A 25,175-nucleotide genomic window follows, 5' to 3' on the forward strand; every position below is an offset into this window, starting at 1 on the left:
TCTGGGGATCGATCGGAGGACGCGGTTCGGCCGGAAGGCCGACCGCCTGAACGCGGCGATGAAGCCGCAAGGAGGATGACCATGACCCAGCAGGAGAAGATCGAGACCGCGGCCCTGCGCAGCAGGCGCATGCTGCTCGCCGGATTCGGCGCGGCGGCGATCGGCGGTGTGGCCGCGGTGGGCGCCTCGTCATCGGCGCAGGCCGCAGGACCCGTGGCGCCGCTGAGCTCCACGGGTTCGGCGAACGTCGCGAACGGCGGCACGGCGACGGACCTCGCGAAGCGCAAGGGCAAGGACGGCGACCTCGTGCACACGTCCGGCTACGCCGCGGCGGGCGACGGCGGCGCGGGCCTCTACCGCTTCGTCAAGAAGGGCGCCCCGGCGGTGAACGGCGGCACGGTGGTGGCAGGACCCAAGGGCGGAGCATGGCTGCTCGTGCACGACGGGGTCGTCGACTTCCGGAAGTTCGGCGTCATGGACGCGACCGCGAACGCCGACGACGCGCTCGACGCGATGGTCGCCGACGCGAGCATCCATCGCATCGAGGCGCACAGCGACCTCAACTTCGTGCGCCGCCACAGGTTCTCGCGGTCGCACATCGCGTTCGACTTCGGGGGCCACCTGATGACGACCGACGGCATCGAGAACGCCGGCAAGGACGACCCGTTCGCGGCCGTCATGTTCTTCCGCGGCGAGGTGACGGATGCCGTGCAGGAGGCGCGACTGAACGAGGTCGTGCCGGACCTCGGCGATGTCTTCCCGGTCGCGGATTCCTCGTTCTTCACCGTCGGCGACTGGTACGCCGCTGAGGTGAACGCGCTCTCCGGTCGCTGGGAGCGCGAGCTGCAGCGGCTGGTCCAGGTGACGCAGATCGTCGACGGCACGCACATCCGCATCAACTACAAGAACGGCTGGCCGCTCGGCAAGGACCGCACGATGGCCTGGCGGCGGGTCGTGCCGGTGCAGGACGTGACGGTGTCGAACCTGGCCTTCCTCGGTACCGGCACCGACGAGTACACCGGCTCGCACCCGCTGGCGTTCGAGTACGCGGTGCGCTGCGACGTCGACCACATCGACGGCACCGGCACGTTCTGGCCGCTCATCCAGCGCCGGTGGAACACGTACTACTCGACCGTGAGCTGCACGCTCAAGAACCCCACCTCGGTCACCTGGGGCGGCGCCGGCTACCTGACGCAGCAGATCTACTGCCTGTACGGATACGTCGCGAACTGCCACACCGCGAACGCCCGACACCTCAACGACTTCACCGCGAGCGCGTACTGCCTGGTGGAGAACTGCCACGGCGACGGCGATGACCAGGGGCCGTTCGTCACCCACGGCCAGTACGAGCACGACCTCACCTACACCGGAAACTCGGGGCTCATGACCTTCGCGAACTCCGGCGCGGCCTGGGGTTCCGCGGCCAAGCGCATCACGGTGCGCAAGCACATCTGCTCGTGGTTCGTGGCGCGCGTGCGCATCACCGACCTCACCCTGGAGGACGTGCAGGTGATCGGCAAGCCCTCGCTGGAGGGTTCCGGGATGCTGTGGATCAACGCCGACGGTGCGCAGCTGCGCGGGTGCACGGCATCCGACACCCTCATCATCACCCAGTCGTCGGACAACTCGGCACGCCCGACCGTCATCGCGGACTCGCACTTCACGTTCGTCGCGCCGGGCGAGCTCACCAACGCCACGGTGAAGACGCCGGTCACGTTCGTCGACACGGTGCTCGACCGCGTGGGCGGCATGAAGATCGCGGGGTCGGGAGCGGTCACGTTCCGCGGGTCGACCCTCACCGCGGCGGATGACGCCGCGCCGATCGTGTCCTCCTCCGCGCACCTGCGGTTCGAGGGATCGACGCTCCGCAACGCCCGCATCGCGGCAGCTCGCGGCGAGCGCCAGGTGATCGAGATCGCTGGATCGGATGTCGCGATCAAGGGCGGCACGGGCATCGCGCGGACCGGCGACGGGGAGCTGCACCTCACCCTGACCGACACCACCTTCCGCGCCGACGGGGCCGCCACCCACGTCGCGGTCCCGAAGGGTGCGACCCACTACCGCGCGGTCGGCAACCGCTTAGAGGGCGGGGCGTTCGAGCTGGCGGATGCCGCGTTCGGCACGGCATCCACCCTCCTGCACACCGGCAACGTCGAGTCCGCGGTCACGCGCACCGCCTTCCCCGCCGAGGGCGACCGCGTCGTCGACACGTCCAACCTCGTGCTCTGAGCCCCCCGCCCTCCCCCTTCGTACCGCCGAGTGCACGGGATGTCGCCGGGTGCACGGCTTCTCGACGAGAAGAGGCCGTGCACTCGTCGAGTACCCGTGCACTCGACGGCACGAGCGGGGCGCTCAGCGCGGGGGGAGGGCGACGAGGGCGGCGCTGCGTTGCCAGAGGGCCTCGGCGAGGGCGGGGTCGTTCACCTGGGGGTTGACCTTCGTGGTCAGCTGACGCTCGTCGTAGTAGGCGCCGGAGAACCAGGTGTCGCCGGGCGTGCCGTCGATGAACCACCGCAGGGTGGCGCCGCCCTTGTCCGGGCCGATGAGCAGCAGGTGCTTGAGCGGAGTGCGGTAGAGCAGCCGCATGATGCTCGATGAGTCCGAGGCGAAGTTCGTCTGCACGGTGCCGGGGTGGAAGGCCACCGCGTTCAGGCCGTCGGCGTGGAACCGGGTGTGCAGGCTCTTCGTGAACAGCACGTTCGCGAGCTTCGCGTCGCCGTAGGCCTTGTTCGGGCTGAAGCGGCGGGCGTTGTCGAGGTCGTCGACGTCGATGTGGCCGAACAGGCGGTGGGCGATGCTCGATGTGTTGATGACCGAGCCCTGTGCCGCCAGCAGACGGGGGAGCAGCAGGTTGGTGAGCAGGAACGGCGCCAGGTGGTTGACCTGCATCGTCTTCTCGAACCCGTCGACGGTCGGGGTCCGGTCGCCGAAGATGCCGCCGGCGTTGTTCGCCAGCACATGGATGCCGTCGTCGCCGACAGCCGTGTCGAGCTTCCCGGCGAGCTCGCGCACCTCGTCGAGGCGCGCGAAATCGGCGGTGAACCACTCCGCCCCGGCCTCCTGGGCGACGGCACGGGTCTTCTCGACCGAGCGCCCGACGAGGATCAGGCGGTGCGGCGACGCGGCGAGCTGACGGGCGGCCGCGGCTCCGATCCCGTCGGATGCCCCGGTGAGGACGATCGTCTTCCCGGCCACGGGCGTGCTCACTCGGGTGCCGCGGAGGGCGTGATGCGCTCGACCGCCCGGGTCACGTGCTCGGCGATCACGGCCTGCGCCCGATCGGGGTCTCCGCTCGCGATGGCGTCCACGATCTGCTGGTGGCTGCGCACGTGCTCCTCCTGCTCATCGGGGTCCAGCGCGGAATTGGCCGCATGGATGAACCCGGTGATGCGGCCGCGCAGCTGTCCGCTGACCTCGTCGAGGAAGCGGTGCTCGGCGAGGTCGGCGAGCGTCTCGTGGAAGAGGCGGTCCTGCCGCAGCACCTCGTCGATGTCACCGGGTGCCGCATCCGACATCGCCTGGATGATCGCGCCGAGCCGGGCGGCCGACTCCTCGTTCCAGCGCTCCTGCACCCGGATCGCCATGAACTGCTCGAGGACGATCCGCAGGCTCGAGATCTCCTCGAGGTCCTGGGCGCTCAGCTGGGCGACACGGGCGCCACGACGCGGTTCGCGCGTGATGAGCCGCTCCTCGGCGAGGCGGGTCAGCGCCTCGCGCACGGGGATGTGGCTCACGCCGAGGCGGTCGGCGAGCTTCCTCTCGACGAGGCGCTCCCCGGGGGCGAGTTCGCCGGAGTGGATGGCCGAACGCAGCTCGTCCGTGACCTGTTCGGCGATGTTCTGATCCGAGACGCTGCGCATTCGGGTGCCCTTCTCGATCTGCGGCGCGGTCAGCTCGTCGAGCGGGCGCGTGATCGTTCGCTCGATGCTATGGCAGATTTCTCCCGAGTGGCGGGATGACGACCCGCGGAGACGTGACGAGAACGTGATCGCATCGGCTCGATTCGCTCTAGACGTATCTGTGGTTTTGCTACATGCTATAGCGAAACCCTTACCTACCCGAACGCACCACCCGACCCTTGGAGGCACCCATGTCGCGTCGTCGTGTATTGCTCGGCGGAGCAGCGTTGCTCACCGCCGCGCTCCTCACCGCTGGCTGCAGCAGCACCCCGTCGAACTCCGACGGCCAGGCGCAGGAAGGCGGCACCCTGACCGTCGCCGCCGCGCAGGGCATTCCGCAGCTCAACCCCGCCATCCGCACCTTCGCCTGGGAGGAGGTGCTGTTCCCCCTGCTCTGGAACGGCCTGACCAAGACCGACGAGTCCGGGGAGATCGTCGGCGACCTCGCCGAGAAGTGGGAGGCCTCGCCCGACCAGAAGACCTGGACCTTCACGCTCCGCGACGGCGTCACCTTCTCCAACGGCGACGCGTTCACGGCCGCGGACGCGGTCGCCTCCTTCGAGTACTACCTCGACCCGGAGACCGCGACGCAGGAGAAGAACAAGATCGACATGGTCACGGATGTCACGGCATCCGACGACAAGACCGTCGTCATCACCCTCTCGGAGCCGATCGCGACCTTCGCCGCCGGCATCGTGTGGGTCAAGATGATCGACGTCGATGCGCTCGACACCATCGACAAGGAGCCGATCGGAACCGGCCCGTACATCGTCGACAAGTTCACGCCCGACGACAGCCTGACGCTGGTGCCGAACCCGGAGTACTTCGGCGAGGCCCCCGCGCTCGACGAGATCACCCTCGTCAAGGCCGCCGAGTCCACCGCCGCCGTCACCGGTCTGCGCTCGGGCGACATCGACGTGCTGTGGTCCGTGCCGCAGGGCGACGTCGCGGGGCTCGAGGGTGGCGGCGACATCGCGCTCGTCACGCCCGACAACCCGAGCCAGTGGCCGTCGTGGGAGGTCGACACGCAGTCGGCGCCGTTCAACGACGTGCGCGCGCGTCAGGCTCTCGCCTATGCGACCGACCGGGAGGCGATCCTCGAGGCCGCGTACTACGGGCAGGGCACCGTCTCGCCCACGAACAACGCGCTCGGCGAGGTCAACCCGTGGTTCGGCGGCGACCTGACCGACTACTCCTACGACCTCGACAAGGCGAAGGAGCTGTTCGCCGAGGCGGGCATCACCGAGGGTGACACGCTCACGTGGTGGGGCATCGCCGGGCAGTACCCGGAGTGGAACACGAGCGGCGAGATCCTGCAGGCGAGCCTGAAGGAGATCGGCATCACCCTCAAGATCGACAACAACGACATCGGCACCTGGGTCGACTCGTTCTACCCCGCGGGCAAGAGCTTCCCCGGGTACATCGTGCCGAACTTCCAGTCCACGCCCCCGGAGCCCGCGTACTCGCTGAACTTCTACCTCGAGGGCCGCTGCGAGTGCAACTGGGTCGACCCCGACTTCCAGACCGCCTTCGCCGACGCCGTGGCCGAGCCGGACGAGGCCGCCCGTGCCGAGAAGTGGGGCACCGTGCAGACGATCATCAACGAGCAGGTTCCGCTGATCGTGCCGCTGCAGTCCACGGTCGTCACGGCGACGAGCGCCAAGGTCGACGGCGTCTGGGTCGAGGGCGGCGGCCAGCTGCACCTCGAGAACGCGCAGCTCAAGGGCTGACGTGGCTCTGTCCATCCTTCGGCGGGTGGCGATCAGCATCGCGATGCTGATCGCCACCTCGCTTCTCGTCTTCGTGGTCCTCCGGCTCCTGCCGGGCGACCCCGTCATCACCCGCCTCGGCTCGACCCCGGGCGTGGATGCGGAGATGCTCCAGCGCCTCCGCGAGGAGGCCGGCCTCGACGCCCCCATCATCGAGCAGTACTTCCGCTGGATCGGCGGCGTCTTCACCGGCGACTTCGGACAGTCGTACTTCAACCAGTACTCGGTGTCCGAGCTCATCGCGCAGCGGCTTCCCGCCACGCTCGAGCTCACGCTGATCGGCATCCTGCTCGCCGTGGTCATCGCGACGCCCGCCGCCGTGATCGCCTCCCTGCGTCCGCTCGGCATCGTCGACCGCATCCTCACCGCGGTCTCCACAGCCGGCATGGCGCTGCCGCAGTTCCTGATCGGCATCGTGCTGATCGTGGTCTTCGCCGTGCAGCTCAAGGTGCTCCCCGCACGCGGATACACCCCGTTCAGCGAGGACCCGGGCGACAACCTCGTGCGGATGATCCTCCCCGCCTTCACGCTCGCCTTCGCCGCCGCGCCGCTGCTCATGCGGTTCCTGCGGGCGTCGATGGTCGAGGTGCTCGACGCCCCGTACATCCGCACCGCCCGCGGCAAGGGCCAGTCGGCGAGCGGCGTCGTGATCGGCCACGCGCTGCGCAACGCGCTGATCCCCGGGCTCACGATGCTCGGCCTCATCGTCGGTTACACGCTCGGCGGCGTCGTGATCGTCGAGTACGTGTTCGGCGTCCCCGGGCTCGGCTCGCTCGCGATCGACGCGGTCTTCAAGCGCGACTACGCAGTGCTGCAGTCGGTCGTGCTGCTGATCTCCGCGATGTTCATCCTCACGACGCTCATCGTCGACCTCCTCTACGGCGTGCTCGATCCGCGTCTTCGTGCAAGGAGCAGCCGTGGCTGACACCCTCACCCTCGCCCTGCGCTCCGCCCGTCCGCGTCGCCGGGTCGCCCTCGCCTCGTGGATCCCGCTCGGTCTCCTCGCCGTGATCGTGCTGGCCTGCGTGCTCGCGCCGCTCATCGCGCCGTACGATCCGTCGGCGCAGTCGCCCGACCGGTTCGCCGCACCCTCGGTCGCGCACCTGTTCGGCACCGACGAGCTCGGCCGCGACCTCTTCAGCCGCGTGCTCTACGGCGGACAGCTGACGATCTTCATCGCCGGAGGCGCCACCCTGGTCGCCATGGTGCTGGGCATCGCCTGGGGAATGGCGGCGGCATTCGCCCGCGGCATCCTCGACGAGATCCTGATGCGCCTCGCCGACACCGTGATGGCGATCCCGCAGATCCTGTTCGCCCTGGTCTTCATCTCGGCGTTCGGGGCCGATCCGGTCAAGCTGGCCGTGATCATCGGCATCCTGCTCACGCCCACCACCGCGCGCCTGGTGCGCTCCTCGGTGCTGAGCGAGCTGCAGGAGGACTACTTCACGGCCGCGGTGGCCTTCGGGTCGAGGCGCAGCCGCCTGCTGTTCGCCGAGGTGCTGCCGAACGCGCGTGGGCCGATCGTGGTGCAGGCGGCCATCAACGCCGCCAACGCCATCCTGCTCGAGGCCTCGATGAGCTTCGTCGGGCTGGGCATCGCGCCGCCCGAGGCGACCTGGGGCACCCTCGTGCAGCAGGGCTACCAGAAGATGTACCAGTCGATCGGCTACGTGCTGTTCCCCGCACTGTTCATCTTCGTCACCATCTGGCTGCTCAACGTGCTCGCCGATCAGTTCGGCGGCGATCGGAAGGGGAAGGGCCGATGACGGATGCCACGCCCGTCCTGCAGGTGCAGGACCTCACCGTCTCCTACGGCGACGCGATGCCGGTCAAGGGCATCAGCTTCTCGGTGCGACCCGGTGAGCGGATCGGCCTGGTCGGCGAGTCCGGCTCCGGCAAGTCGCTCACGGCGCTGTCGATCATGCGGCTCAACGACGGCGCGAAGCTCGGCGGCAGCATCCGTCTGCGCGATCGGGAGCTGCTCACGCTGAGCACGCGGGAGATGACACGGGTGCGCGGCGGCGAGATCGCGATGGTCTACCAGGACCCGATGTCGTCGCTCAACCCGGTGCGCACGATCGGGCACCAGCTCGTGGAGGCGATCCGGCTGCACGACCGGGTGTCGAAGGAGGCCGCCCGCGCGCGGGCCGTCGAGCTGCTCACCGAGGTCGGAGTGCCGCTGCCCGAGGAGCGCCTGGCGCAGTACCCGCACGAGTTCTCCGGCGGGATGCGGCAGCGCGTCATGATCGCGATGGCCATGTCGTCGCGGCCCGCCGTGCTGATCGCCGACGAGCCCACCACCGCACTCGACGTCACCACGCAGTCGCGCATCATCGACCTGCTCGACCGCCTCGCCGATGAGCACGGCACCGCGGTCGTGCTCATCACGCACGACCTCGGCGTCGCGGCCGGCTTCTGCGAGCGCATCCACGTGATGCGACACGGGCGGGTGATCGAGGAGGCCCCGGTCGACAAGCTCTACGCCGAGCCGGAGCACCCGTACACGAAGGCGCTGCTCGGCGCCGTGGTCGACCTCACGATCGATGTGCACGAGCCGATCCGCACGGCCGCCGAGGTGCTCGAGCGCGGTACTGAGCCGGTGGCCGAGGCCGGGTCGATCAGCGCGGTCGACCAGGCTCGCGAGACCGGCGACGTGCTGGTCGACGTGCAGGGCGTGTCGAAGGTGTTCACCCTCGGCTCCGGCCGCCGTGTGACCGCGGTCGACGACGTGTCGTTCCAGATCCGTCGCGGCGAGACCGTGGGGCTCGTGGGCGAGTCGGGCTCGGGCAAGTCGACCGTGTCGAAGGCCGTGCTGGCGCTCGGCGGGATCGATGCCGGAGCCGTCGTCTTCGACGGGCACCGCCCGCACGAGATGCGCGGCGAGGAGCTGCGGCAGCTGCGGCGACGGATGCAGATGGTGTTCCAGGATCCGTTCTCCGCGCTCAACCGCCGGCAGACGGTGGCCCAGATCATCGAGGCGCCGCTGCTCGCGCACGGCATCGGGACCAGGGCGACCCGAGCCGAGAAGGTGCGCGAGGCCATGCACCGCGTGCGTCTGGACGAGGAGTTCACGCACCGGCTGCCCCGCTCGATGTCCGGCGGGCAGTGCCAGCGGGTGTCCATCGCGCGGTCGCTCGTGCTCGAACCGGAGTTCCTCGTCCTCGACGAGTCGGTGTCGGCGCTCGACGTGTCGATCCAGGCGCAGGTGCTCAACCTCCTCCGCGAGCTGCAGGCCGAGCTGGGTCTGACCTACCTCTTCATCAGCCACGACCTCGCCGTCATCCGGTACATGTCCTCCACGGTGGCGGTGATGCAGCAGGGCCGGATCGTCGAGATCGGCGCCCGTGACGCCCTGTTCGCGAATCCGCAGCATGAGTACACGCGCGGGCTGATGGCTGCGATCCCGGTGGCCGACCCGGTGCTGGAGCGTCGCCGACGTGCGGAGGCCGCGGCGCTCTGGCAGTCTCAGGGAGCGGTGACCGGCGCGGTTCCGGCCGGCGTGGGAAGGAAGGCATGATGACGAGCACGGCGATCGGCGATCGCATCCGCATCCCCCGCACCCGGGCGCGCATCGGCGTGGCCCGGCGCGATATCACGCCGCCCGTCGGCATCCGCGCGAAGAACTGGGGCCCCGCCGACTGGGAGCGTTCCGAGGGGGCTCATCGTCCGTTCGAGCTCACCGCGCTCGCCGTCATCGGGGGCGACGATCGTCCGCGCGTGCTGCTCGCGGTCGACGGCACCTGGTGGCGTCGCGTGGCCGACGAGCGGAGCGTGCGCGGGGCGATCCTCGACGGCCTCGGGCTCCAGCCCGACCAGCTGATGCTCTCGCTCTCGCACACCCATGCCGGTGCGGTGCTCTGCGCGGCCGACGCGCATCTGCCGGGCGGGGAGCTGATCCCGGGGTACCTCGAAGCGCTCGCCGCGGCGGGCATCGCGGCAGGGCGCGAGGCACTGGACGGCGCGGTTCCCGGACTCATCGAGTGGACGACCGGCACCTGCACCCTGGCCGCCGACCGCGAGCTCGATGTCGACGGCCGACCGCTGGTGGGCTACAACCCCGCGGGAGCGGCCGATGACACGGTGACGATCGGGCGCCTCAGCGTCGACGGCGCGGTGCGCGGCACGATCGTCAACTACGCGTGCCACCCGACCACGCTCGCCTGGCAGAACCGCGAGGTGTCGCCGGACTACGTCGGCGCCATGCGCGAGATCGTCGAGACCGCCACCGAGGCGCCGTGCCTGTTCGTGCAGGGGGCCTCGGGGGAGCTGGCCCCGCGCGAGCAGTACTCCGGCGACGTCGCGGTGGCGGACCGTCACGGTCGCTCGCTCGGCCATGCGGTGCTCGCGGCGCTGGACGCGCTGCCGGTGCCGGGGGAGGAGTTGACGCTCGAGGGCGTCGTCGAGTCCGGTGCGCCGCTCGCGATCTGGACCGGACGCGCAGCCCCCGGCGGGGAGGGCGCGGCGGGTTCCGTGACGCGCGTCGAGCTGCCGCTGCGCGACCTGCCGACGCTCGACGAGCTCGCTGAGGAGTGGAAGGACATCGATCCACGCTCCCGCGAGGAGCGCCTCGGTCGTGCGCGCAACCTGCGTGACGGGTACATCGATGGCCCGACCGTGCAGCATCCGGTGTGGGCCTGGCGTCTGGGCGATGCCGTGATCGTCGGGCATCCCGGCGAGGCTTACTCACGGCTGCAGACCACGTTGCGGGCGCGCTTCCCGGAGACGCCGATCGTCGTGATGAACCTCACGAACGGCCCCGGCTTCGTGTATCTGCCGACGCGCGACGCCTACGAGCGCGGGGCCTACCAGGCCTGGCAGACCCCGCTCGCGCCCGGAGCGCTCGACCTGCTCGAGGAGCACGCCGTCGTGGTCGTCGCGGCGCTGCTCGACCGTTGATCGCGCCCCGACTACACTTGCTATAGCAAATCTCGCCGACCCTGAGGAGAGCCATGACCGCCCCCGTCGCCATCGTCACCGGAGGATCCGCCGGCATCGGTTGGGAGATCGGCCAGCGCCTCGCGGCGGACGGGTATCTCGTCGTCGCGGCCGACCGCGTGCCCGGGCTCACGGCGCAGGAGAACCCCGCCGGCATCCTGTGGCGCGAGCTCGACGTGACCGACCATGCCGGTGTCGACCGGGTGTTCGGCGAGATCGAGGCCGAGCTCGGCCCGATCGAGGTGCTCGTCAACAACGCCGGCATCCAGCGCCACCGCGGCATCGAAGACCTCAGCTGGGACGAATGGGCTGCCGTGGTCGACGTCAATCTGCACGGCGTCTTCTCGGCGCTGCAGGCCGCAGGCAAGCGGATGCTGGAGCGCGGCGAGGGCCGCATCGTCAACATCTCGTCCATCTCGTCGCGCGGCTCGGCGGGACGCGCGCCCTACGCCACGACCAAGGCCGCGGTGATCGGGCTGACCTCGACCGCGGGTGCCGAGTGGGCCTCGCGCGGTGTGCGGGTCAACGCCGTCGCCCCCGGCTACGTCGACACCGGGGTGTTCCGTCAGGGTGTCGAGGCGGGCACGCTCAGCCTCGACACGATCCTGTCGCGCATCCCGGCGAAGCGCCTGGCCGAGGCGAGCGAGATCGCCGCGGCGGTCAGCTTCCTCGTCTCCGACCAGTCGCGCTACATGAACGGCCAGACGCTCTACGTCGACGGCGGCTTCATGGTCGACTACGGCGTGCCGCTGGCGAAGAAGCCCGAATGAGCACGATCGCCCGCATCGACACGGCCACGGCCGTGCTGCCGCTTCCGGCGCCCCTGCAGCTGGGCGCGATGACGGTGACGCGTCGCGAGTACAGCGCGGTGCGGGCGACCGCTGACGACGGCACGACCGGGGTGGCCTACTGCCTCTCGCGTGAGGCGCCGATGGCCGAGATCGTCGAGCGGCTCGTCGCGACGCACGCGGTGGGGGCGGATGCCGACGACCCCGCTGCGACGTGGGAGCGGATGCTGCGCGGCAGTGCCATCGTCGGACGGGTGGGTCTGGTGCGGCGGGCGATCGGCCTGGTCGACATCGCGCTGTGGGACATCGCGGCGCGGCGTGCGGGTGTGCCGCTGTGGTCGCTGCTCGGCACCGCCGATGCTCCCCGTGAGTCGATGCTGGTCGCCGCCTACCCCTCGCCGTCGCGCACCCCGCGCGAGGTCGCCGACGAGGTGCTGGCACAGGCGGACGGCTGGACGAACGTGAAGATCTCCCGCTCGCCCGACCCCGCCTACATGCGAGAGCTCATCGCGACCCTGAACGCGGAACTCCCCGCCGAGACGGGACTCGTGGTCGACGTCGGCTTCGGCTGGCCTGACGCGGACGCCGCCTTGGCCGAGATCGCGCAGTGGGGCGACCCGCAGCTCGCCTGGCTCGAAGACCCCCTGCTCCCCGAGGACGCCACGGGCGTCGCCCGCATCCGTCGCGAATCGGGGCTGACCGTCTCGGTCGGCGATGAGGTGACCGACCCCGCCGTGCTGAAGGCGCTGGTCGAGGTCGGCGGCGTCGACGTGCTGCGCCTCGACGTCGTCGCGATCGGCGGTGTGACCCCTGCTCGCGAGATGATCGCGTGGGCCGCGGAGCGCGGCGTGCCGGTGTCGGGGCACGTCTATCCTGAGGTCACCGCGCACCTGGGCATCGGCGTCGAGACCTTCGCGCGCGGCATCAACCCGTACGACCCGGCGCCCTCGTTCATCCTCGGCGGTCCGTCGTTCGAGGGGCGGGTGCACCCGACGGATGCCGTGGGCCTCGGCTTCGACCTCGACCCCGCCGTCTTCCGATTCGAGAGGGACTGAGATGACAGACTCCCCGCGCAGTGTCGTCACGAACCGCAGTGTCGTCGTGAACCGCAGTGTCGTCGTGAACCGCAGCGTCGTCGTGACCGGCAGCGGCAAGGGCATCGGCCGCGCCGTCGCGGAGCGGCTGACCGCCGACGGCTGGATCGTGGTCGGGCTCGAGCGCTCGCCGGGGTCCGGCACGGTCGAAGAGGGCATCGTGGCGGAGGTCGTGCTCGGCGACGCCGCCGACCGCGCGACGCATGAGCGCGCCGCCGCAGCCGCCCGCGCCCGGGCGCCTCTCGCCGGCTGGGTGAACAACGCCGGCATCACCAAGCGCACGCCGCTGCACGACCTCGACGAGGACACCGTGCGCGAGATCCTCGGCATCAACGGCTTCGGATACATCTGGGGCTGCTCGACCGCGGTCTCGGCCTTCGTGGATCAGGGCGTCGCGGGGGCGATCGTGAACATCGGCTCGATCCACGGCCGCGCGTCCTTCACTGATCACGCGGCCTACGAGTTCACGAAGGGCGGCATCGACGCGCTGACCCGCAGCGTCGCCGTGACCTACGGCGGACTCGGCATCCGCGCCAACACCGTCGCGCCGGGCGGCGTGCGCACCCCGCACCTCGAAGCCCAGATCGCGCGGGCCGCCGACCCGGCCGCCGAGGAGCGCGCACTCGCCGAGGGACCGCCCATGGGGCGCATCGCCCGAGCCGAGGAGGTCGCGGCCGTCACGGCGTTCCTGCTCTCCGACGAGGCTCCGTATCTCTCGGGGCAGTCCATCGCGGTCGACGGCGCCTGGACGGCATCCTTCGGCGACATCGCGGTCGACCCCGCCCTGCGGGAGCGGTTCGGGGCCTGACGGTCGGGCAGCCGCAGGCCGTCGTCAGCGGAGATACGCGTCCACGAGCAGCGCACCGCGGATGACGCGCAGCTCGTCGAGGATGCGCGCCAGGCTCTTCGCGCTCACCGAGGACAGCGCGAGGTCGTGCGGACCGAGAGGTTCGAGCTTCCCGGTCCGGATGCGGATGACCTCCCAGCCCGAGGCGCGGAGGGCGCGGTCCTTGCGCAGGTCGGCGTCCTGCCGCTTGCCGACGTGCTCCAGACCGTGGCGCCCGACGGTGTCGTACTCGAGCGCGACGCGCAGCTCCGGGAGCACGATGTCGGGCCAGACCTCGGTGTGACGGAAGAACGGGCGCGACACCTTCACGGCGTTCACGGCCGGGTCGAACTCGATCAGACTCCCGAGTTCCGCCCGCAGGCGTCCCTCCGCGGCGGAGGCAGGACGCGGTGCGCACGTGCTCTCGAACGCGGTCCCCGCGGGCAGGTCGGGCGTCTTCGTGCAGATCGCGGGCGCCGGGCGACGGGGCTTACGGGGGAGGGCACGGGCTTCGCCGAGCACGACCGGCTGCGGGCGGGCGAGCGCGGAACACTCCGGGCACCAGGCGGAGCGACGTCGCACCTGTCCCGGACGCTCGCGCTGCTCTGCCGGGGTCGCGGCGAACCGGTGCCCGACCGCGCACTCCCAGCAGAGGAGCACATCGGCCGCGAGCGGGATCTGCGACAGGACGATGCCGTGGTTCAGCTCCGGGTGGTACTGCCGAATCAGTTCCGGATACGCCGCCCACCCGGCACGGTAGGTGCCCACGTCATACGGAACGGCGCGACCGCGGGAGAACTGCCGTCGCGCCCACCACTGCATCACCGGTTCCGGCACGCGCCGACCATACCCGCCGTCACGGACACCGCCTCGTGCCTGCTGACACCGATACCGATACCGCTTCCGGTGTCCCCGGTCCGTGCGACGATCCGCACGTCGACAGGAGAACGGGATGCGTGGGGAAGCCACGGTGCTGCATGCCGACCTCGATGCGTTCTACGCCTCGGTCGAGCAGCGTGATGCGCCGGAGCTGCGGGGCCGGCCCGTCATCGTGGGCGGCGGGGTCGTGCTGGCGGCGAGCTACGAGGCGAAGGCCCGCGGCGTGCGCACCGCCATGGGCGGACGGCAGGCGCGGGAGCTCTGCCCCGATGCGATCGTGGTCCCGCCGCGCATGGACGCCTACTCCGAGGCCAGCAAGCAGGTGTTCGCGATCTTCCGCGACACCACCCCGCTCGTGGAGGGGCTGTCGATCGACGAGGCGTTCCTCGAGGTCGGGGGTCTGAGACGGATCGCGGGCAGCCCCGAGCAGATCGCGGCGCGGCTGCGCGAGCGCGTGCGCGCGGAGACCGGACTCGCCATCTCGGTCGGAGTCGCGCGCACGAAGTTCCTCGCCAAGGTCGCCAGTGCCGTGAGCAAACCCGACGGTCTGCTGGTCGTGGAGCCCGAGCGCGAGGAGGAATTCCTGCTTCCCCTGCCGGTGGAGAGGCTGTGGGGCGTGGGGGCGGTGACGGCGGAGAAGCTGCACCGCTACGGCGTCCGCACGGTGGGGCAGCTCGCCGAGCTCGAGGCGGCCACCGCCGAGCGGATGCTGGGCAAGGCGACCGGGGCCCATGTGCACGCGCTGGCCCGGCTGCGGGACCCGCGCCCGGTCGACACCACTCGGCGACGCGGGTCCATCGGCTCGCAGCGGGCGCTCGGCAGCCGACCGCGATCGGCCGAGGAGCTCGACCTCATCCTCACCCAGATCGTCGACCGGCTCGCTCGGCGGCTGCGCGACGGCGGCCGTGTCTGCCGCACCGTCGTGCTGCGTCTCCGGTTCGGCGACTTCTCGAAGGCCACGCGCTCCCGCTCGCTCCGCGCGCCGACCGACCGCACCGCCGTGCTGCTGACCCTCGCGCGCACGCTGCTCGCCGCGGCGCAGCCCGAGATCGCCGACCGCGGCATCACCCTGCTCGGCATCTCTCTGTCGCAGCTCGACCGCGCCGACCGTGTGCAGCCCGAGCTGCCGATCGACTGGGGCGACGAGGCGCGCCTCGACGGGGTGCTCGACACCCTGCGTGATCGCTACGGCGCGAGCTCGGTGTCGCGGGCGGCCCAGCTCGGCCGCGACCCGGGCTGGTCGTCCCCGATCCTGCCCGAGCACGAGTGAACCGGCACGATGCGCAGGCTTCCCGGGTCGGTCCGGTACCGTGAGCTCGACGCGCCGAGCCGCGTCGAAGAAGGACACAGCTGCATGAACGCACTCAGCCGGACGGGATGGTACCTGGTGGTGCTGGTGCGTGGGCTCCTGCTCTGGGTCCTGATCCCGTTCGCCGTCCTCGCCTGGCTTCTCGTCCATTCGTGGGCGCAGAAGGCCTCGCGCCGGCAGGCGCTGTGCTGGTACGACACGCATCTGATCGTGGCGCTCGTGAAGGGTCCGTTCCGCCTGATGATCGCTCCCGAGCATCGGCGCTTCGAGCGGATTCCGAGGATGGCGGCCATGGAGTCCCGAAAGACCAGCTTCGTCGGCATGGACGCCGTCGAGCTCTTCGACCTGGTGTGACGGCGGGCGGTCCAGGACGGAGACGTGCTGCGGTTCAGGCCTTGAGCATCGACGCCCGCGCGATCAGGCCGTCCACGACGTCGAAGGTCGCGATGGTCTCGGTCGCGACGCCCGCGTTGATGACCTGCTCCTGCGCGACGACCCACCGGGTGCCGAACAGCACGCTGTTCTCGATCACGCACGACAGCTCGGGGTTCTGCAGCCGCGGCTCGTAGAAGGCGCGGATCGCGTCGGTGCCCACCACGGGTTCCGGCGCGACGCCGGTGATCACGGCGTCCGCGGCGTAGGTCGCGACGAACGCGTCGAGGTCGTGCGCGTTGAAGGCGTCGAGCTGCGCCTGCACGGTATCGAGGGCAGAGCGGTCGAGGGCGGTGCGGTCAGTCAATGCGAACTCCTCCGTTGACGTCGTAGGTGGCGCCGGTGATGAACCGTGCCCGCTCCGACGCGAGTGATGCGATGATCCAGGCGACGTCTTCCGGCTGCCCGAATGCACCGAGCGGGATGCCGGCCTCGAGCTTCTCGCGTCCGGCGCCCTGCAGCTGGTCGGTGATGGCGCTCGCGACCGGGCCCGGCGTGACGGCGTTCACGCGGATGCCCTCGGCGGCGAGGTGCCGGGCGAAGCTGCGTGTGATGGCGAGGATCGCGCCCTTGCTCGCGGCGTAGTGGATGCCGGTCTGCAGCGCGCCGACCTGGCCGGCGATCGAGGCGATGTTGATCACCGAGCGGTCGCCCTCGGCGGCCCGGAGCAACGGGAGAGCGCCGCGGGTCAGGAAGAAGGTGCCGCGGGCGTTGGTCTCGAGGACCATGTCCCACTCGTCGAACTCGATGTCGTCGTAGGGGGTGTACGGGCAGACGCCGCCGTTGTTGACGAGCACGTGCAGCGAGCCCCACGCGGCCGTGACCTCGGCGATGAGCGCGTCGATCGACGCGCGCTCGCGCAGGTCGAGGCGGGAGACGTGCACCTCGGGTGAGCCTGCGTCCCGGCACTCCTCGGCGATGCGGAGCGCTTCGGCCTCGCGCCCGGCATACGTGATCCAGAGGGCGGCGCCCTCGCGGGCGAGTTCGAGGGCGGCGGCGGTTCCGATACCGGAACTCGCCCCCGTGATCAGAGCGCGGCGAGCAGTCATGACTCGATGCTATAGCAAATTGTGAGGCTGTCCAGGATGTGCGGCTCGCGCTGTACAAGCATTTGCTAGATGCTATAGCATCGCTGTCATGACCGAGCCCTTCATCCTCGTCAGCGACTGCGACCTGCCAGGAACCGTCATCGAAGACACCCTCCGCCAGGCGGGACTGCGCGCCGAGCGTGCCGCATCCGGCAGCCTCGACGACATCGCCGCCGCCGGTGCCGACGCCGAGGGCCTCGTCGTACAGTGGGCCCAGATCACCGGCGAGGTGATGGATCGGATGCCGAACCTCCGCGTCATCAGCCGCGTCGGCATCGGCTACGACATGGTCGACGTCGAGGCGGCGACCGCCCGCGGCATCGCCGTCGCGAACACCCCGAGCTACTGCATCGAGGAGGTCGCCGCGCACACCATCGCGATGATCATGACCCAGGCCCGCGGCCTCCCGGCCTACGATCGCGCCGTCCGCGCCGGCACCTGGAAGGCCGTCGACGCCCGTCCGCTCGCCGTCCGCCCGTCGACGACCACCGTGTCCGTGCTCGGCTTCGGTCGCATCGGCTCGATCGTGGCCCGCGGATGCCGTGCGCTGGGCTTCCGGGTGCTGGTCGCCGACCCCTACGCTCCCGCCGACGCCGTGCGCGAGGCCGGATGCGAGCTCGTCGAGATCCCGGACGCCGTGGCGCAGGCTGACATCCTGACCCTGCACGTGCCGCTCACCGACGCGACCCGGCACCTGATCGACGCCGCGGCCCTCGCGACCATGAAGCAGGGCGCGGTCGTGGTGAACACCTGCCGCGGCCCGCTCATCGATGAGGAGGCGCTCGCCGCCTCGCTGCGCGCCGGGCATCTGGGCGCCGCCGCGCTCGACGTGTTCGCGGGAGAGCCGCTCGCCGCGGACTCCCCCTTGCGCGACCTCGACGAGGTGCTGCTGACCCCGCACGCCGCGTGGTTCTCCCCCGAGGCGCTGCAGGACCTCCCCGTGCACGCGGCGGAGAACATCATCCGCTACCTGGCCGGCGAGTCCGTGCCGATCGTCAACCCGACCTACGCCGCCGCGCGCTGACCGAAGGATCATCATGGAACTGCTTCGACTCGGTCCCGTCGGCGACGAGCGTCCCTTCGTCCGTGACGAGGGCGTCGTGTACGACCTCTCGCCCCTCACCGCCGACATCGACGGTGCCTTCCTCGCGGCCGATGGCATCGCCCGCGTGCGCGAGGCTCTGGCCCGCGGTGAACTGAGCGCCGTCGCCGTCGACGGGCTGCGCATCGGCGCGCCCGTCGCCCGTCCGACCGCCGTGGTCTGCATCGGCCAGAACTACGCGGCCCACGCGGCCGAGTCGGGTTCGCTGCCGCCCGAGCATCCGGTCATCTTCTTCAAGCACCCGAACACGGTCGTCGGGCCGAACGACGTCGTGCTGCTGCCTCCCGGCGCCGAGAAGGTCGACTGGGAGGTCGAGCTGGCGGTCGTGATCGGCACGACCGCGCGGTACCTGCCGTCGCCGGAGGCCGCACGCGACGTCATCGCGGGCTACACGATCTCGAACGACGTGTCGGAGCGCGCGTATCAGCTCGACGTGTCGGGCGGACAGTGGTCGAAGGGCAAGTGCTCCGAGACGTTCAACCCGCTCGGACCCGCGCTCGTCCCCGCCGATGAGGTCGACCCGCAGGCGCTGCGACTGCGTTCGTCCGTGAACGGCGAGCCGCGTCAGGACTCCTCGACGGCGGACATGATCTTCCCGGTGCTGCAGATCGTCCACGAGCTGAGCCAGTACCTGGTGCTCGAGCCCGGCGACGTGATCAACACCGGCACCCCGCAGGGCGTCGCGCTGTCGGGCCGCTTCCCGTACCTGCAGGACGGCGACGAGATGACCATCGAGATCGAGGGCCTCGGCCGTCAGCACCAGCGCACCGAGCGGGTGCACCTGGCCTGATCCGCAGCTCCCTCCCGGCGGCCTGTGTCCGGGGCACGGTTCCTTTTGCTGAGTGCACCGTGTCTCGGTCAGAGGCCGTCGGGGCGTCTCGGGGGCGGATGTCGCGTCAGCCCGCGAACGGCGTGACCGGGATGCCGCGCACGCCGGGCTGCACGGCGAAGACCGAACCGGCCTCGGTGCCGTGGTCCGCGAGCAGTCCCTGCGCGGACGTCGTGATGTAGAGCGTGTCGAGGTCGTCGCCGCCGAACGTGCAGGCGGAGACCTGGGGCACCGGGAGCTCGATGGTCGCGATGAGCCCGCCCGTGGCGTCGTAGCCGTGCACCGCGCTGCCGCCCCAGAGCGCGACCCACACGCTGCCGTCGGCGGCGACCGTCAGGCCGTCCGGCGAGCCCTGGTCGGCGGGGATCGCGGCGAACGCGCGGCGGCCGCGAAGCTCGCCCTCGGCCACGTCGAACATATCGATCCGGTGCGTCGCGGTGTCGACGTAGTACGCCCGCCGTCCGTCCGGGGAGAACCCGACGCCGTTGGAGATCGTGGCCCGCGGGAGCACGGTCGTGACGTTCAGGTCGGCGTCGAGGCGCAGCACGCTTCCGGCGTCCGCCGCCGCGTCGTAGGCCATGGACCCCGCGAGCAGGCGGCCGCGAGGGTCGCAGCATCCGTCGTTCATGCGCACGCGCGGATCGTCGCCCAGCGAGGCGACCGCGCGGACGTCGCCGTCCACGTCATCCGCGAGGTACAGCGTGCGCGCCCCCACGGCCACGAGGCCGCCACCGGCGCGCGGCCGGGCGAAGGCGAGGTACCCGTCGTCGATGTGCTGACGGGTCACGCCGTCGGGGCGCAGCGTGAGCAGGTCGCCGGCGTTCCCGTCGACCCAGCGCAGTCCACCCCAGCCCATCGACCACACGGGGCCTTCGGCGTGGTGCGCGACCGGGCCGGTGACGTTCTCGGGGGTCATGCTTCTTCGCGGGGCTGCGCGCGCGGCGGGGCGGGGCGCAGCGGATCGGCGACCGGGATGCGCTCGGGCTCCGGCTGCGGGGCGGTCTCGGCTACGGGTGCGGCGGCGGGCGCGGACGCTGCCGACGGGGCGGTACCGGCGTGTGCCGGCAACTCGCGGGCCACCTGCTTCTCGAGCACGGTGACGGCCTCGTCGGAGAGCAGGATGAGACCGTCGAGCTCCTCGCGAACGCGCTTGTAGGCGACGTTGCGCTCGGCCTGCGTGGCCGAGTCGTCGACGGCCACCTTGAGCAGCTGCTGCGCCCGCTCGAGCCGCTTGCGCTCCGGCTCGGTGAAGGTGGAGTCGCGCAGGCGTCGCGCGTCCTTCTCGGCGATCTCGAACGCGACCGCGTAGTCGCCGACCGCCTGCAGGTACTCGGTGATCTGCTGCTCGGACACCTTCGCGTCGGGGGATGCCGGGCGCAGGGCGTCGGCGGTCTTCTTCGCCCGCAGGAAGGCGGCGGTCAGCGGCTGGCGTCCGTCGCTCATGGCCGGGAACGCGATGAGCTTCGCGACATCGAGCTCGTAATCGAGCCAGCGCGCGGTGATCTCGTCGTGCTCGGCGAACAGCCGCGCGACCAGGTCGTTCGGCGCGACGGATGCCGTCGTGTCGACGACCGAGGGCCCGCGGCGCTTGGACTGCTGGGTGAGGGCTCGGGCCTCGATCTCGGCGGTCTTCAGCTGCGCTTTCATGCGAAGGGTCTCCAGGCGGCGCTCGTGACGGCGCTTGGAGCCTTGCTCCCACGCCTTCGCCGCACCGCCGGCCATCCCCATGATGGGGAAGATGAGCCACCAGTAGTGCCCCGCGAAGGTCCAGAAGCCCTGGATGAACTCTTCCATGATGGGTTCAGCCTACTGCGGAGGGCCGTCGCGCCCGAGTGCAGTTGCGGGCGCGACGACCCTCGGGGTCACCAGTCGTGGACGGTGCCGTCGTGGAGGCGGTTGTAGGGGAGGTAGGCCTGCTCGTACGGGTACTTGCCGGCTTCGTCCAGGTCGAGGTCGACGCCGAGGCCGGGTTTGTTGCCGGGGTGCAGCATCCCGTCGGTCCAGGTGAACGACTGCTGGAACACCTGGTCGGTGCGGGAGCCGTGCTGCATGTACTCCTGGATGCCGAAGTTGTGGATCGACAGACCCAGGTGCATCGCGGCGGCCATCCCGACCGGGGAGATGTCTGTCGGCCCGTGCATCCCGGATTTGATCTGGTACATGGCCGCGTAGTCGAGAGTCTTCTTCAACGCGCTGATCCCACCCATGTGGGTGACCGCGCCGCGGACGTAGTCGATGAGCTGGTCGCGGATGATGTCCTTGAAGTCCCAGACCGTGTTGAAGATCTCCCCGATCGCGAGCGGCGTCGTGGTGTGCTGGCGCACCAGACGCAACGCTTCCTGGTTCTCCGCCGGGGTGCAGTCCTCCAACCAGAACAGGTCGAACGGTTCGAGATCCTTCCCCAGCCGTGCGGCCTGGATCGGTGTCATCCGGTGATGCCCGTCATGCAGCAACGGCAGGTCCGCCCCGAACTCGTTGCGCACGGCCTCGAACACCCCGGGCAGGTGGCGCAGATACGCCCGGGTGTCCCAGTCCTCCTCGACCGGCTTGGCCCCACGGCGGGCGGGCTCGTGGTCATACCGCGCCTCCCCACCCCCGGTATCGGCCGCCTGCGACGCGATCCCGTAGATCGCTTGCAACCCGGGCACCCCGGTCTGCACCCGGATCGCCCGATACCCCTGCGCCTGGTGCGCACGGATCGAATCGAACAGCTCCGGCAGCTCCTTCCCCGACGCATGCCCGTAGGCGAGGAGTCCGTTCCGGCTCGCACCGCCCAGCAGTTGGTACACGGGGAGACCGGCGACTTTCCCCTTGATGTCCCACAGCGCCATGTCGACCGCGGCGATCGCGGCCATCGTCACCGGACCCCGCCGCCAATACGCACTGCGGTACAGGAACTGCCACGTGTCCTCGATCCGCGACTCATCCGCCCCGATCAACAACGGCACCACATGCTCGGTCAGATACGCGACCACCGCGAGCTCCCGCCCGTTCAACGTCGCATCCCCCAGACCGGTCACCCCATCCGCGGTCGTGATCTTCAACGTCACGAAATTCCGATCCGGACTCGTGACGATCACCTCAGCCCTGTCGATGGTCATCGGGTTCCTCCTGCGGCTGCGGGTGCGTCGGTCATGTCGGTGGCGGGTTCGCCGGCGATCAGCACCTCGCGTGGCGTGATCGAGCGGTCGCCGGGGGTCCAGTCGAAGAGCAGCACGTCGGCACGCGCGCCGACGGTCCAGTGAGGCCCGTCGTCGAGGACGGCTGCCGGGGCCGAGGTCGCGAGCCGCACGGCGGCGGCCAGAGACCCCGTCAGGCGCGCGACGGTCGCGACGCCGACGTCGAGGGTCTGCACGGACCCCGCGAGGAACCCGGTCGACACGTGCCGGAGGGCGCCGTCGTCGGCGAGGTGCACGCCGCCGCCCACGGTCGAGACGCCGCCGTCGAGCAGGGCTGCCGGAGTGGCCACGGCGTCGCTCACCAGGAAGAGGCCGTGATCGCGCTTGGCGGCGATCATGGTCGCGAGGGTGGCGTCGGGAAGATGATGGCCGTCGGCGATCACGCCCGCTGCGAGCCGCGGCTCCGCGAGCTGCGTCCACAGATAGTTCGGATGCCGGGGGAGCATCGCGTGGGCGCCGTTGCCGAGGTGCGTGGAGAGCGTGGCCCCGGCATCGACGACCGCGGCGATCTCCGCATCCGAGGCGTGGGTGTGGCCGACCGCGACCCGCACGCCGTGCGCGACGAGGAAGCGCGTGGCCTCGACGGAGCCGGGGTGGTGCGGAGACAGCGTCACGATGCGCAGCAGGCCGGGGGCGGCGTCGAGCCAGGACTGCAGCTCGGCGATCGACGGCGGGCGGATGTGCTCGAGCGGATGCACCCCGCGAGGACCGTCCTGGTCGGACAGGCTCGGGCCTTCGACATGGATCCCGGCGACCGCGCGGGAGGTCGTCGTCGAGTCGCGCACGGCCTCGGCGATCGCGCGGATGCGGGCGACCATCTCGGCGGGCGACGCGGTGATGACGGTGGGCAGGAAGCGGGTGACGCCGTGCCCCGCGAGTGAGCGGGCCATCGCGGCGATGTGCTCCGGGTCGGGCTCGGCGGCGTTGGCATCCCCCTCGAGATGACCGTTCACCTGCAGGTCGATCAGTCCGGGGCCGATCCAGGGTGCGTCGTCGCCGGGGTCGGCGATCCGCGTGAGGGAGCCGATGCGGCCGTGCTCCACGACGAGTTCGAGTCCGCCGGAGCCGAGGGCGTCGCGTCCGCGCAGGACGGCCGCCGCGGTCATCGTGCCGCCTGCACGGCCTCGACGGGAGAGGGGTGCAGCAGCGAGGCGGCGTCGCGGTCCACGTGCACCTCGCAGTGGGAGTGCCGGCGCAGCACGGTGCACGGCCAGTGGGCGCTGATGGGCTCCTCGACGAGGGCGCGGACGGCTTCGGCCTTGCGCGCATCGGGGACGGCGCACACCAGGTGGGCACCGTTCATCAGGGCGGGGATGGTCAGCGTCAGCGCATGGGTGGGCACGGCGTCGAGGGTATCGAAGCACTCGTCGTCGACCTGCTGCACGCGGCTCGCCAGGTCGAGCTGCACGGTGCGCACGGGGCAGGGGTCGGTGAGGTCGGCGTCGGGCGGGTCGTTGAACGCGATGTGCCCGTTGACCCCGATGCCCAGGCACACCAGGTCGATGGGGCCCTCGGCGAGCAGCGCGGCGTACTCCTCGGTCGCGGCCTCCGTGCCGAGCTCGGTGCGCATCGGGTGGAAGGCGGCGGGCTGCACCGCGTCGACGAGGTGCGCGCGGAGCCAGTTGCCGAAGCGCTGGGGAGCCGCGACGTCGAGACCGATGTACTCGTCCATGTGCAGGATCGTGATGCGGTCCCACGGCACGTCGACCTCCGCGGCGAGGGCGCGGTAGACGTCGAGCTGACTCGGGGCGGCGGCGGCGATCATCCGTGCAGAGCCTCGCGCGGCCACGGCCTCGCGCAGCGTGTGCGCAGCCGATCGTGCGGCGGCGGCGCCCATCGCGGCGCGGTCGGGGTGGGCGTGCAGGGCGAACGTCGTCGTGCTCATGATTCGCAAGAGTAATGCAACCGCTTGCAAAGTCAAGCCCCGGATCGCGATCGGATGCGGGGTGCGACGGGCGCGTCCGTGCTCCGCGCACCCCTCCGATCGCGCGCAGCGGCGGTGCACGGGCTTAGTGTGTGTGACGTGACAGGCAACAGGAAGCCGGCATCCGGTTCGGTGACGATCGGCGACATCGCGCGCGTGGCCGGGGTCTCGCGCTCGACGGTGTCGCGCGCGTTCAGCCGCCCCGAGCTGCTCAACCCCGAGACGGTCCGGCGCGTGAAGGCGGCCGCCGAAGAACTCGGATACGTCGTGAACCACGCGGCCAGGGCGCTGTCCACCGGACGCTTCGGCAACGTCGCCGTGGTCGTGCCCGATATCGCCAACCCGTTCTTCCCGCCGCTCGTGCGCCGCGTGCAGACCCTGGCCGACGCCGCCGGGTACGCGGTGTTCCTCGGCGACTCCGACGAGATCGCCGACCGCGAGGCCAACCTCACGTCGCGGCTCAGCGCCCAGGTGGAGGGCTTCGTGCTCGCCTCGCCGCGACTCGACGAGGAGCGCATCCGCGAGCTCGATGCCGCGCGGCCCGTGGTGCTCGTGAACCGCGACATCGACGGCCTGGCGCGGGTGCTCATCGACCCCAGCGGCGGGCTCGACGAGGCCGTGGCGCACCTGCACCGCCTCGGCCACCAGCGCGTCGTGTACCTCTCCGGGCCCCGCGAGTCGTGGTCCGACCAGCAGCGTCGGTCGGCTCTCGCCCGGGCCGCCGAGCGTGCGGGTCTCGAGGTGATCGTGCAGGAGCTCGGGCGTCCGAGCTCGGCCGCCGGGCGCGACGCGGTGGGCGGCATCCTCGCGTCCGAGGCGACCGCCGTCATCGCGTTCGACGACGTGGTCGCGCAGGGCGTCATGGCCGGGCTGGCCCTCCGCGGCATCGACGTGCCGCGCGACATCAGCGTGATCGGATGCGACGACACCCTCGCCTCCGGCACGCATCCCGCCCTCACCACGATCTCCGCGGCATCGGCTGCGGCGGGGGATGCCGCGGCCGAGCTGCTGCTCGGCATCCTCGCCGGCGGGGAGCGGTCGGATGCCCGCGTCACGATCGCCACCCACCTGGTCGTCCGGGCCACGACGGAGGCCGTGCACAGCATCGGCGGTTGACCGTGC

The 25,175-nt window shown here is 70.9% G+C and carries 24 protein-coding genes; 14 read left to right on the forward strand and 10 right to left on the reverse strand.

Annotation, left to right across the window (positions count from 1 at the left end):
- The first annotated feature begins 81 nt into the window (after positions 1–81).
- Positions 82–2,229, forward strand: coding sequence for a peptidase C14 (locus tag AC07VM_RS08365; protein WP_494910672.1), 2,148 nt, complete (start codon positions 82–84; stop codon positions 2,227–2,229).
- 123 nt (positions 2,230–2,352) lie between these two features.
- Here AC07VM_RS08365 and AC07VM_RS08370 read toward each other — a convergent pair whose 3' ends face one another.
- A complete protein-coding gene (locus tag AC07VM_RS08370; RefSeq protein ID WP_494910673.1) occupies positions 2,353–3,207 on the reverse strand; it encodes an SDR family NAD(P)-dependent oxidoreductase in 855 nt (284 codons plus the stop codon).
- Entirely contained in the window at positions 3,204–3,860 is a 657-nt protein-coding gene (locus AC07VM_RS08375; RefSeq protein ID WP_267416795.1) for a GntR family transcriptional regulator, read from the reverse strand. The genes AC07VM_RS08370 and AC07VM_RS08375 overlap by 4 nt, the downstream gene beginning before the upstream one ends.
- Before the next feature lie 230 nt (positions 3,861–4,090).
- On the opposite strand from AC07VM_RS08375, the gene AC07VM_RS08380 reads away from it, so the two are divergent.
- The 8 genes from AC07VM_RS08380 to AC07VM_RS08415 are packed head-to-tail and all read left to right on the forward strand — an operon-like array spanning position 4,091 to position 13,293.
- Positions 4,091–5,629: an ABC transporter substrate-binding protein gene (locus AC07VM_RS08380; RefSeq protein ID WP_494910674.1), complete on the forward strand. Its 1,539-nt coding sequence runs from the start codon at positions 4,091–4,093 to the stop codon at positions 5,627–5,629.
- Between the two features lie 25 nt (positions 5,630–5,654).
- The gene (locus AC07VM_RS08385; protein WP_494910675.1) at positions 5,655–6,593 is read left to right on the forward strand and encodes an ABC transporter permease; all 939 of its coding nucleotides are present in this window, start codon (positions 5,655–5,657) and stop codon (positions 6,591–6,593) included.
- Positions 6,586–7,434: an ABC transporter permease gene (locus tag AC07VM_RS08390; RefSeq protein WP_494910676.1), complete on the forward strand. Its 849-nt coding sequence runs from the start codon at positions 6,586–6,588 to the stop codon at positions 7,432–7,434. Before AC07VM_RS08385 ends, AC07VM_RS08390 begins: the two co-directional genes overlap by 8 nt.
- Positions 7,431–9,185, forward strand: a complete 1,755-nt coding sequence (locus tag AC07VM_RS08395; protein WP_494910677.1) for an ABC transporter ATP-binding protein — start codon at positions 7,431–7,433, stop codon at positions 9,183–9,185. The genes AC07VM_RS08390 and AC07VM_RS08395 overlap by 4 nt, the downstream gene beginning before the upstream one ends.
- Entirely contained in the window at positions 9,182–10,564 is a 1,383-nt protein-coding gene (locus AC07VM_RS08400) for a hypothetical protein (protein WP_494910678.1), read from the forward strand. The genes AC07VM_RS08395 and AC07VM_RS08400 overlap by 4 nt, the downstream gene beginning before the upstream one ends.
- Positions 10,565–10,617: 53 nt before the next feature.
- Positions 10,618–11,373 (forward strand): SDR family NAD(P)-dependent oxidoreductase, encoded by a 756-nt coding sequence (locus AC07VM_RS08405; RefSeq protein ID WP_267416802.1) that lies wholly within the window; start codon positions 10,618–10,620, stop codon positions 11,371–11,373.
- Positions 11,370–12,446: an enolase C-terminal domain-like protein gene (locus AC07VM_RS08410; RefSeq protein WP_494910679.1), complete on the forward strand. Its 1,077-nt coding sequence runs from the start codon at positions 11,370–11,372 to the stop codon at positions 12,444–12,446. Before AC07VM_RS08405 ends, AC07VM_RS08410 begins: the two co-directional genes overlap by 4 nt.
- Position 12,447: 1 nt before the next feature.
- On the forward strand, positions 12,448–13,293 hold the full coding sequence (locus AC07VM_RS08415; protein WP_494910680.1) for an SDR family NAD(P)-dependent oxidoreductase: 846 nt from the start codon (positions 12,448–12,450) through the stop codon (positions 13,291–13,293).
- A 24-nt stretch (positions 13,294–13,317) separates the two neighbouring features.
- Here AC07VM_RS08415 and AC07VM_RS08420 read toward each other — a convergent pair whose 3' ends face one another.
- The gene (locus tag AC07VM_RS08420) at positions 13,318–14,133 is read right to left on the reverse strand and encodes a putative endonuclease domain-containing protein (RefSeq protein WP_494910756.1); all 816 of its coding nucleotides are present in this window, start codon (positions 14,131–14,133) and stop codon (positions 13,318–13,320) included.
- Positions 14,134–14,263: 130 nt separating this feature from the next.
- Here AC07VM_RS08420 and dinB point away from each other — a divergent pair, with 130 nt between their 5' ends.
- Positions 14,264–15,460: a DNA polymerase IV gene (gene dinB, locus AC07VM_RS08425; protein ID WP_494910681.1), complete on the forward strand. Its 1,197-nt coding sequence runs from the start codon at positions 14,264–14,266 to the stop codon at positions 15,458–15,460.
- A gap of 84 nt (positions 15,461–15,544) precedes the next feature.
- Positions 15,545–15,853: a hypothetical protein gene (locus tag AC07VM_RS08430; RefSeq protein WP_494910682.1), complete on the forward strand. Its 309-nt coding sequence runs from the start codon at positions 15,545–15,547 to the stop codon at positions 15,851–15,853.
- 34 nt (positions 15,854–15,887) lie between these two features.
- Here AC07VM_RS08430 and AC07VM_RS08435 read toward each other — a convergent pair whose 3' ends face one another.
- Together AC07VM_RS08435 and AC07VM_RS08440 are read right to left on the reverse strand one after the other, a co-directional pair.
- A complete protein-coding gene (locus AC07VM_RS08435) occupies positions 15,888–16,238 on the reverse strand; it encodes a nuclear transport factor 2 family protein (protein WP_494910683.1) in 351 nt (116 codons plus the stop codon).
- A complete protein-coding gene (locus tag AC07VM_RS08440; protein ID WP_267416810.1) occupies positions 16,231–16,980 on the reverse strand; it encodes an SDR family NAD(P)-dependent oxidoreductase in 750 nt (249 codons plus the stop codon). Before AC07VM_RS08440 ends, AC07VM_RS08435 begins: the two co-directional genes overlap by 8 nt.
- Positions 16,981–17,068: 88 nt before the next feature.
- Here AC07VM_RS08440 and AC07VM_RS08445 point away from each other — a divergent pair, with 88 nt between their 5' ends.
- Together AC07VM_RS08445 and AC07VM_RS08450 are read left to right on the forward strand one after the other, a co-directional pair.
- Positions 17,069–18,043, forward strand: a complete 975-nt coding sequence (locus tag AC07VM_RS08445; RefSeq protein WP_494910684.1) for a C-terminal binding protein — start codon at positions 17,069–17,071, stop codon at positions 18,041–18,043.
- Between the two features lie 13 nt (positions 18,044–18,056).
- Positions 18,057–18,911: a fumarylacetoacetate hydrolase family protein gene (locus AC07VM_RS08450; RefSeq protein ID WP_494910685.1), complete on the forward strand. Its 855-nt coding sequence runs from the start codon at positions 18,057–18,059 to the stop codon at positions 18,909–18,911.
- A gap of 106 nt (positions 18,912–19,017) precedes the next feature.
- Here the strand turns inward: AC07VM_RS08450 and AC07VM_RS08455 are convergent, their stop codons facing one another.
- The 5 genes from AC07VM_RS08455 to AC07VM_RS08475 form a co-directional block, all read right to left on the reverse strand.
- A complete protein-coding gene (locus tag AC07VM_RS08455) occupies positions 19,018–19,866 on the reverse strand; it encodes an SMP-30/gluconolactonase/LRE family protein (RefSeq protein WP_494910686.1) in 849 nt (282 codons plus the stop codon).
- Positions 19,863–20,744 (reverse strand): hypothetical protein, encoded by an 882-nt coding sequence (locus AC07VM_RS08460; protein WP_494910687.1) that lies wholly within the window; start codon positions 20,742–20,744, stop codon positions 19,863–19,865. The genes AC07VM_RS08455 and AC07VM_RS08460 overlap by 4 nt, the downstream gene beginning before the upstream one ends.
- Positions 20,745–20,812: 68 nt before the next feature.
- Entirely contained in the window at positions 20,813–22,051 is a 1,239-nt protein-coding gene (gene manD, locus AC07VM_RS08465) for a D-mannonate dehydratase ManD (protein ID WP_494910688.1), read from the reverse strand.
- Positions 22,048–23,235 (reverse strand): N-acetylglucosamine-6-phosphate deacetylase, encoded by a 1,188-nt coding sequence (locus AC07VM_RS08470; RefSeq protein ID WP_494910689.1) that lies wholly within the window; start codon positions 23,233–23,235, stop codon positions 22,048–22,050. Before AC07VM_RS08470 ends, manD begins: the two co-directional genes overlap by 4 nt.
- Positions 23,232–24,014, reverse strand: a complete 783-nt coding sequence (locus tag AC07VM_RS08475) for a 6-phosphogluconolactonase (protein WP_494910690.1) — start codon at positions 24,012–24,014, stop codon at positions 23,232–23,234. Before AC07VM_RS08475 ends, AC07VM_RS08470 begins: the two co-directional genes overlap by 4 nt.
- 138 nt (positions 24,015–24,152) lie before the next feature.
- Between AC07VM_RS08475 and AC07VM_RS08480 the strand changes: the two genes are divergently transcribed.
- Positions 24,153–25,169 carry a LacI family DNA-binding transcriptional regulator gene (locus AC07VM_RS08480; RefSeq protein ID WP_267416818.1) on the forward strand — a complete coding sequence of 339 codons (1,017 nt, stop codon included), beginning with the start codon at positions 24,153–24,155 and terminating at the stop codon, positions 25,167–25,169.
- Positions 25,170–25,175 lie beyond the last annotated feature (6 nt).

The organism is Microbacterium sp. GW821-FHT01D02, assembly GCF_059422585.1.

Excerpts from the sequence above, each read along its gene's own strand:
- AC07VM_RS08365 (WP_494910672.1), top strand. The coding sequence starts at position 82 with ATGACCCAGCAGGAGAAGATCGAGACCGCGGCCCTGCGCAGCAGGCGC.
- AC07VM_RS08375 (WP_267416795.1), bottom strand. The coding sequence starts at position 3,860 with ATGCGCAGCGTCTCGGATCAGAACATCGCCGAACAGGTCACGGACGAG.
- AC07VM_RS08380 (WP_494910674.1), top strand. The coding sequence starts at position 4,091 with ATGTCGCGTCGTCGTGTATTGCTCGGCGGAGCAGCGTTGCTCACCGCC.
- AC07VM_RS08395 (WP_494910677.1), top strand. The coding sequence starts at position 7,431 with ATGACGGATGCCACGCCCGTCCTGCAGGTGCAGGACCTCACCGTCTCC.
- AC07VM_RS08400 (WP_494910678.1), top strand. The coding sequence starts at position 9,182 with ATGATGACGAGCACGGCGATCGGCGATCGCATCCGCATCCCCCGCACC.
- AC07VM_RS08405 (WP_267416802.1), top strand. The coding sequence starts at position 10,618 with ATGACCGCCCCCGTCGCCATCGTCACCGGAGGATCCGCCGGCATCGGT.
- AC07VM_RS08410 (WP_494910679.1), top strand. The coding sequence starts at position 11,370 with ATGAGCACGATCGCCCGCATCGACACGGCCACGGCCGTGCTGCCGCTT.
- AC07VM_RS08415 (WP_494910680.1), top strand. The coding sequence starts at position 12,448 with ATGACAGACTCCCCGCGCAGTGTCGTCACGAACCGCAGTGTCGTCGTG.
- AC07VM_RS08420 (WP_494910756.1), bottom strand. The coding sequence starts at position 14,133 with ATGCAGTGGTGGGCGCGACGGCAGTTCTCCCGCGGTCGCGCCGTTCCG.
- dinB (WP_494910681.1), top strand. The coding sequence starts at position 14,264 with ATGCGTGGGGAAGCCACGGTGCTGCATGCCGACCTCGATGCGTTCTAC.
- AC07VM_RS08430 (WP_494910682.1), top strand. The coding sequence starts at position 15,545 with ATGAACGCACTCAGCCGGACGGGATGGTACCTGGTGGTGCTGGTGCGT.
- AC07VM_RS08440 (WP_267416810.1), bottom strand. The coding sequence starts at position 16,980 with ATGACTGCTCGCCGCGCTCTGATCACGGGGGCGAGTTCCGGTATCGGA.
- AC07VM_RS08445 (WP_494910684.1), top strand. The coding sequence starts at position 17,069 with ATGACCGAGCCCTTCATCCTCGTCAGCGACTGCGACCTGCCAGGAACC.
- AC07VM_RS08450 (WP_494910685.1), top strand. The coding sequence starts at position 18,057 with ATGGAACTGCTTCGACTCGGTCCCGTCGGCGACGAGCGTCCCTTCGTC.
- AC07VM_RS08455 (WP_494910686.1), bottom strand. The coding sequence starts at position 19,866 with ATGACCCCCGAGAACGTCACCGGCCCGGTCGCGCACCACGCCGAAGGC.
- AC07VM_RS08460 (WP_494910687.1), bottom strand. The coding sequence starts at position 20,744 with ATGGAAGAGTTCATCCAGGGCTTCTGGACCTTCGCGGGGCACTACTGG.
- manD (WP_494910688.1), bottom strand. The coding sequence starts at position 22,051 with ATGACCATCGACAGGGCTGAGGTGATCGTCACGAGTCCGGATCGGAAT.
- AC07VM_RS08470 (WP_494910689.1), bottom strand. The coding sequence starts at position 23,235 with ATGACCGCGGCGGCCGTCCTGCGCGGACGCGACGCCCTCGGCTCCGGC.
- AC07VM_RS08475 (WP_494910690.1), bottom strand. The coding sequence starts at position 24,014 with ATGAGCACGACGACGTTCGCCCTGCACGCCCACCCCGACCGCGCCGCG.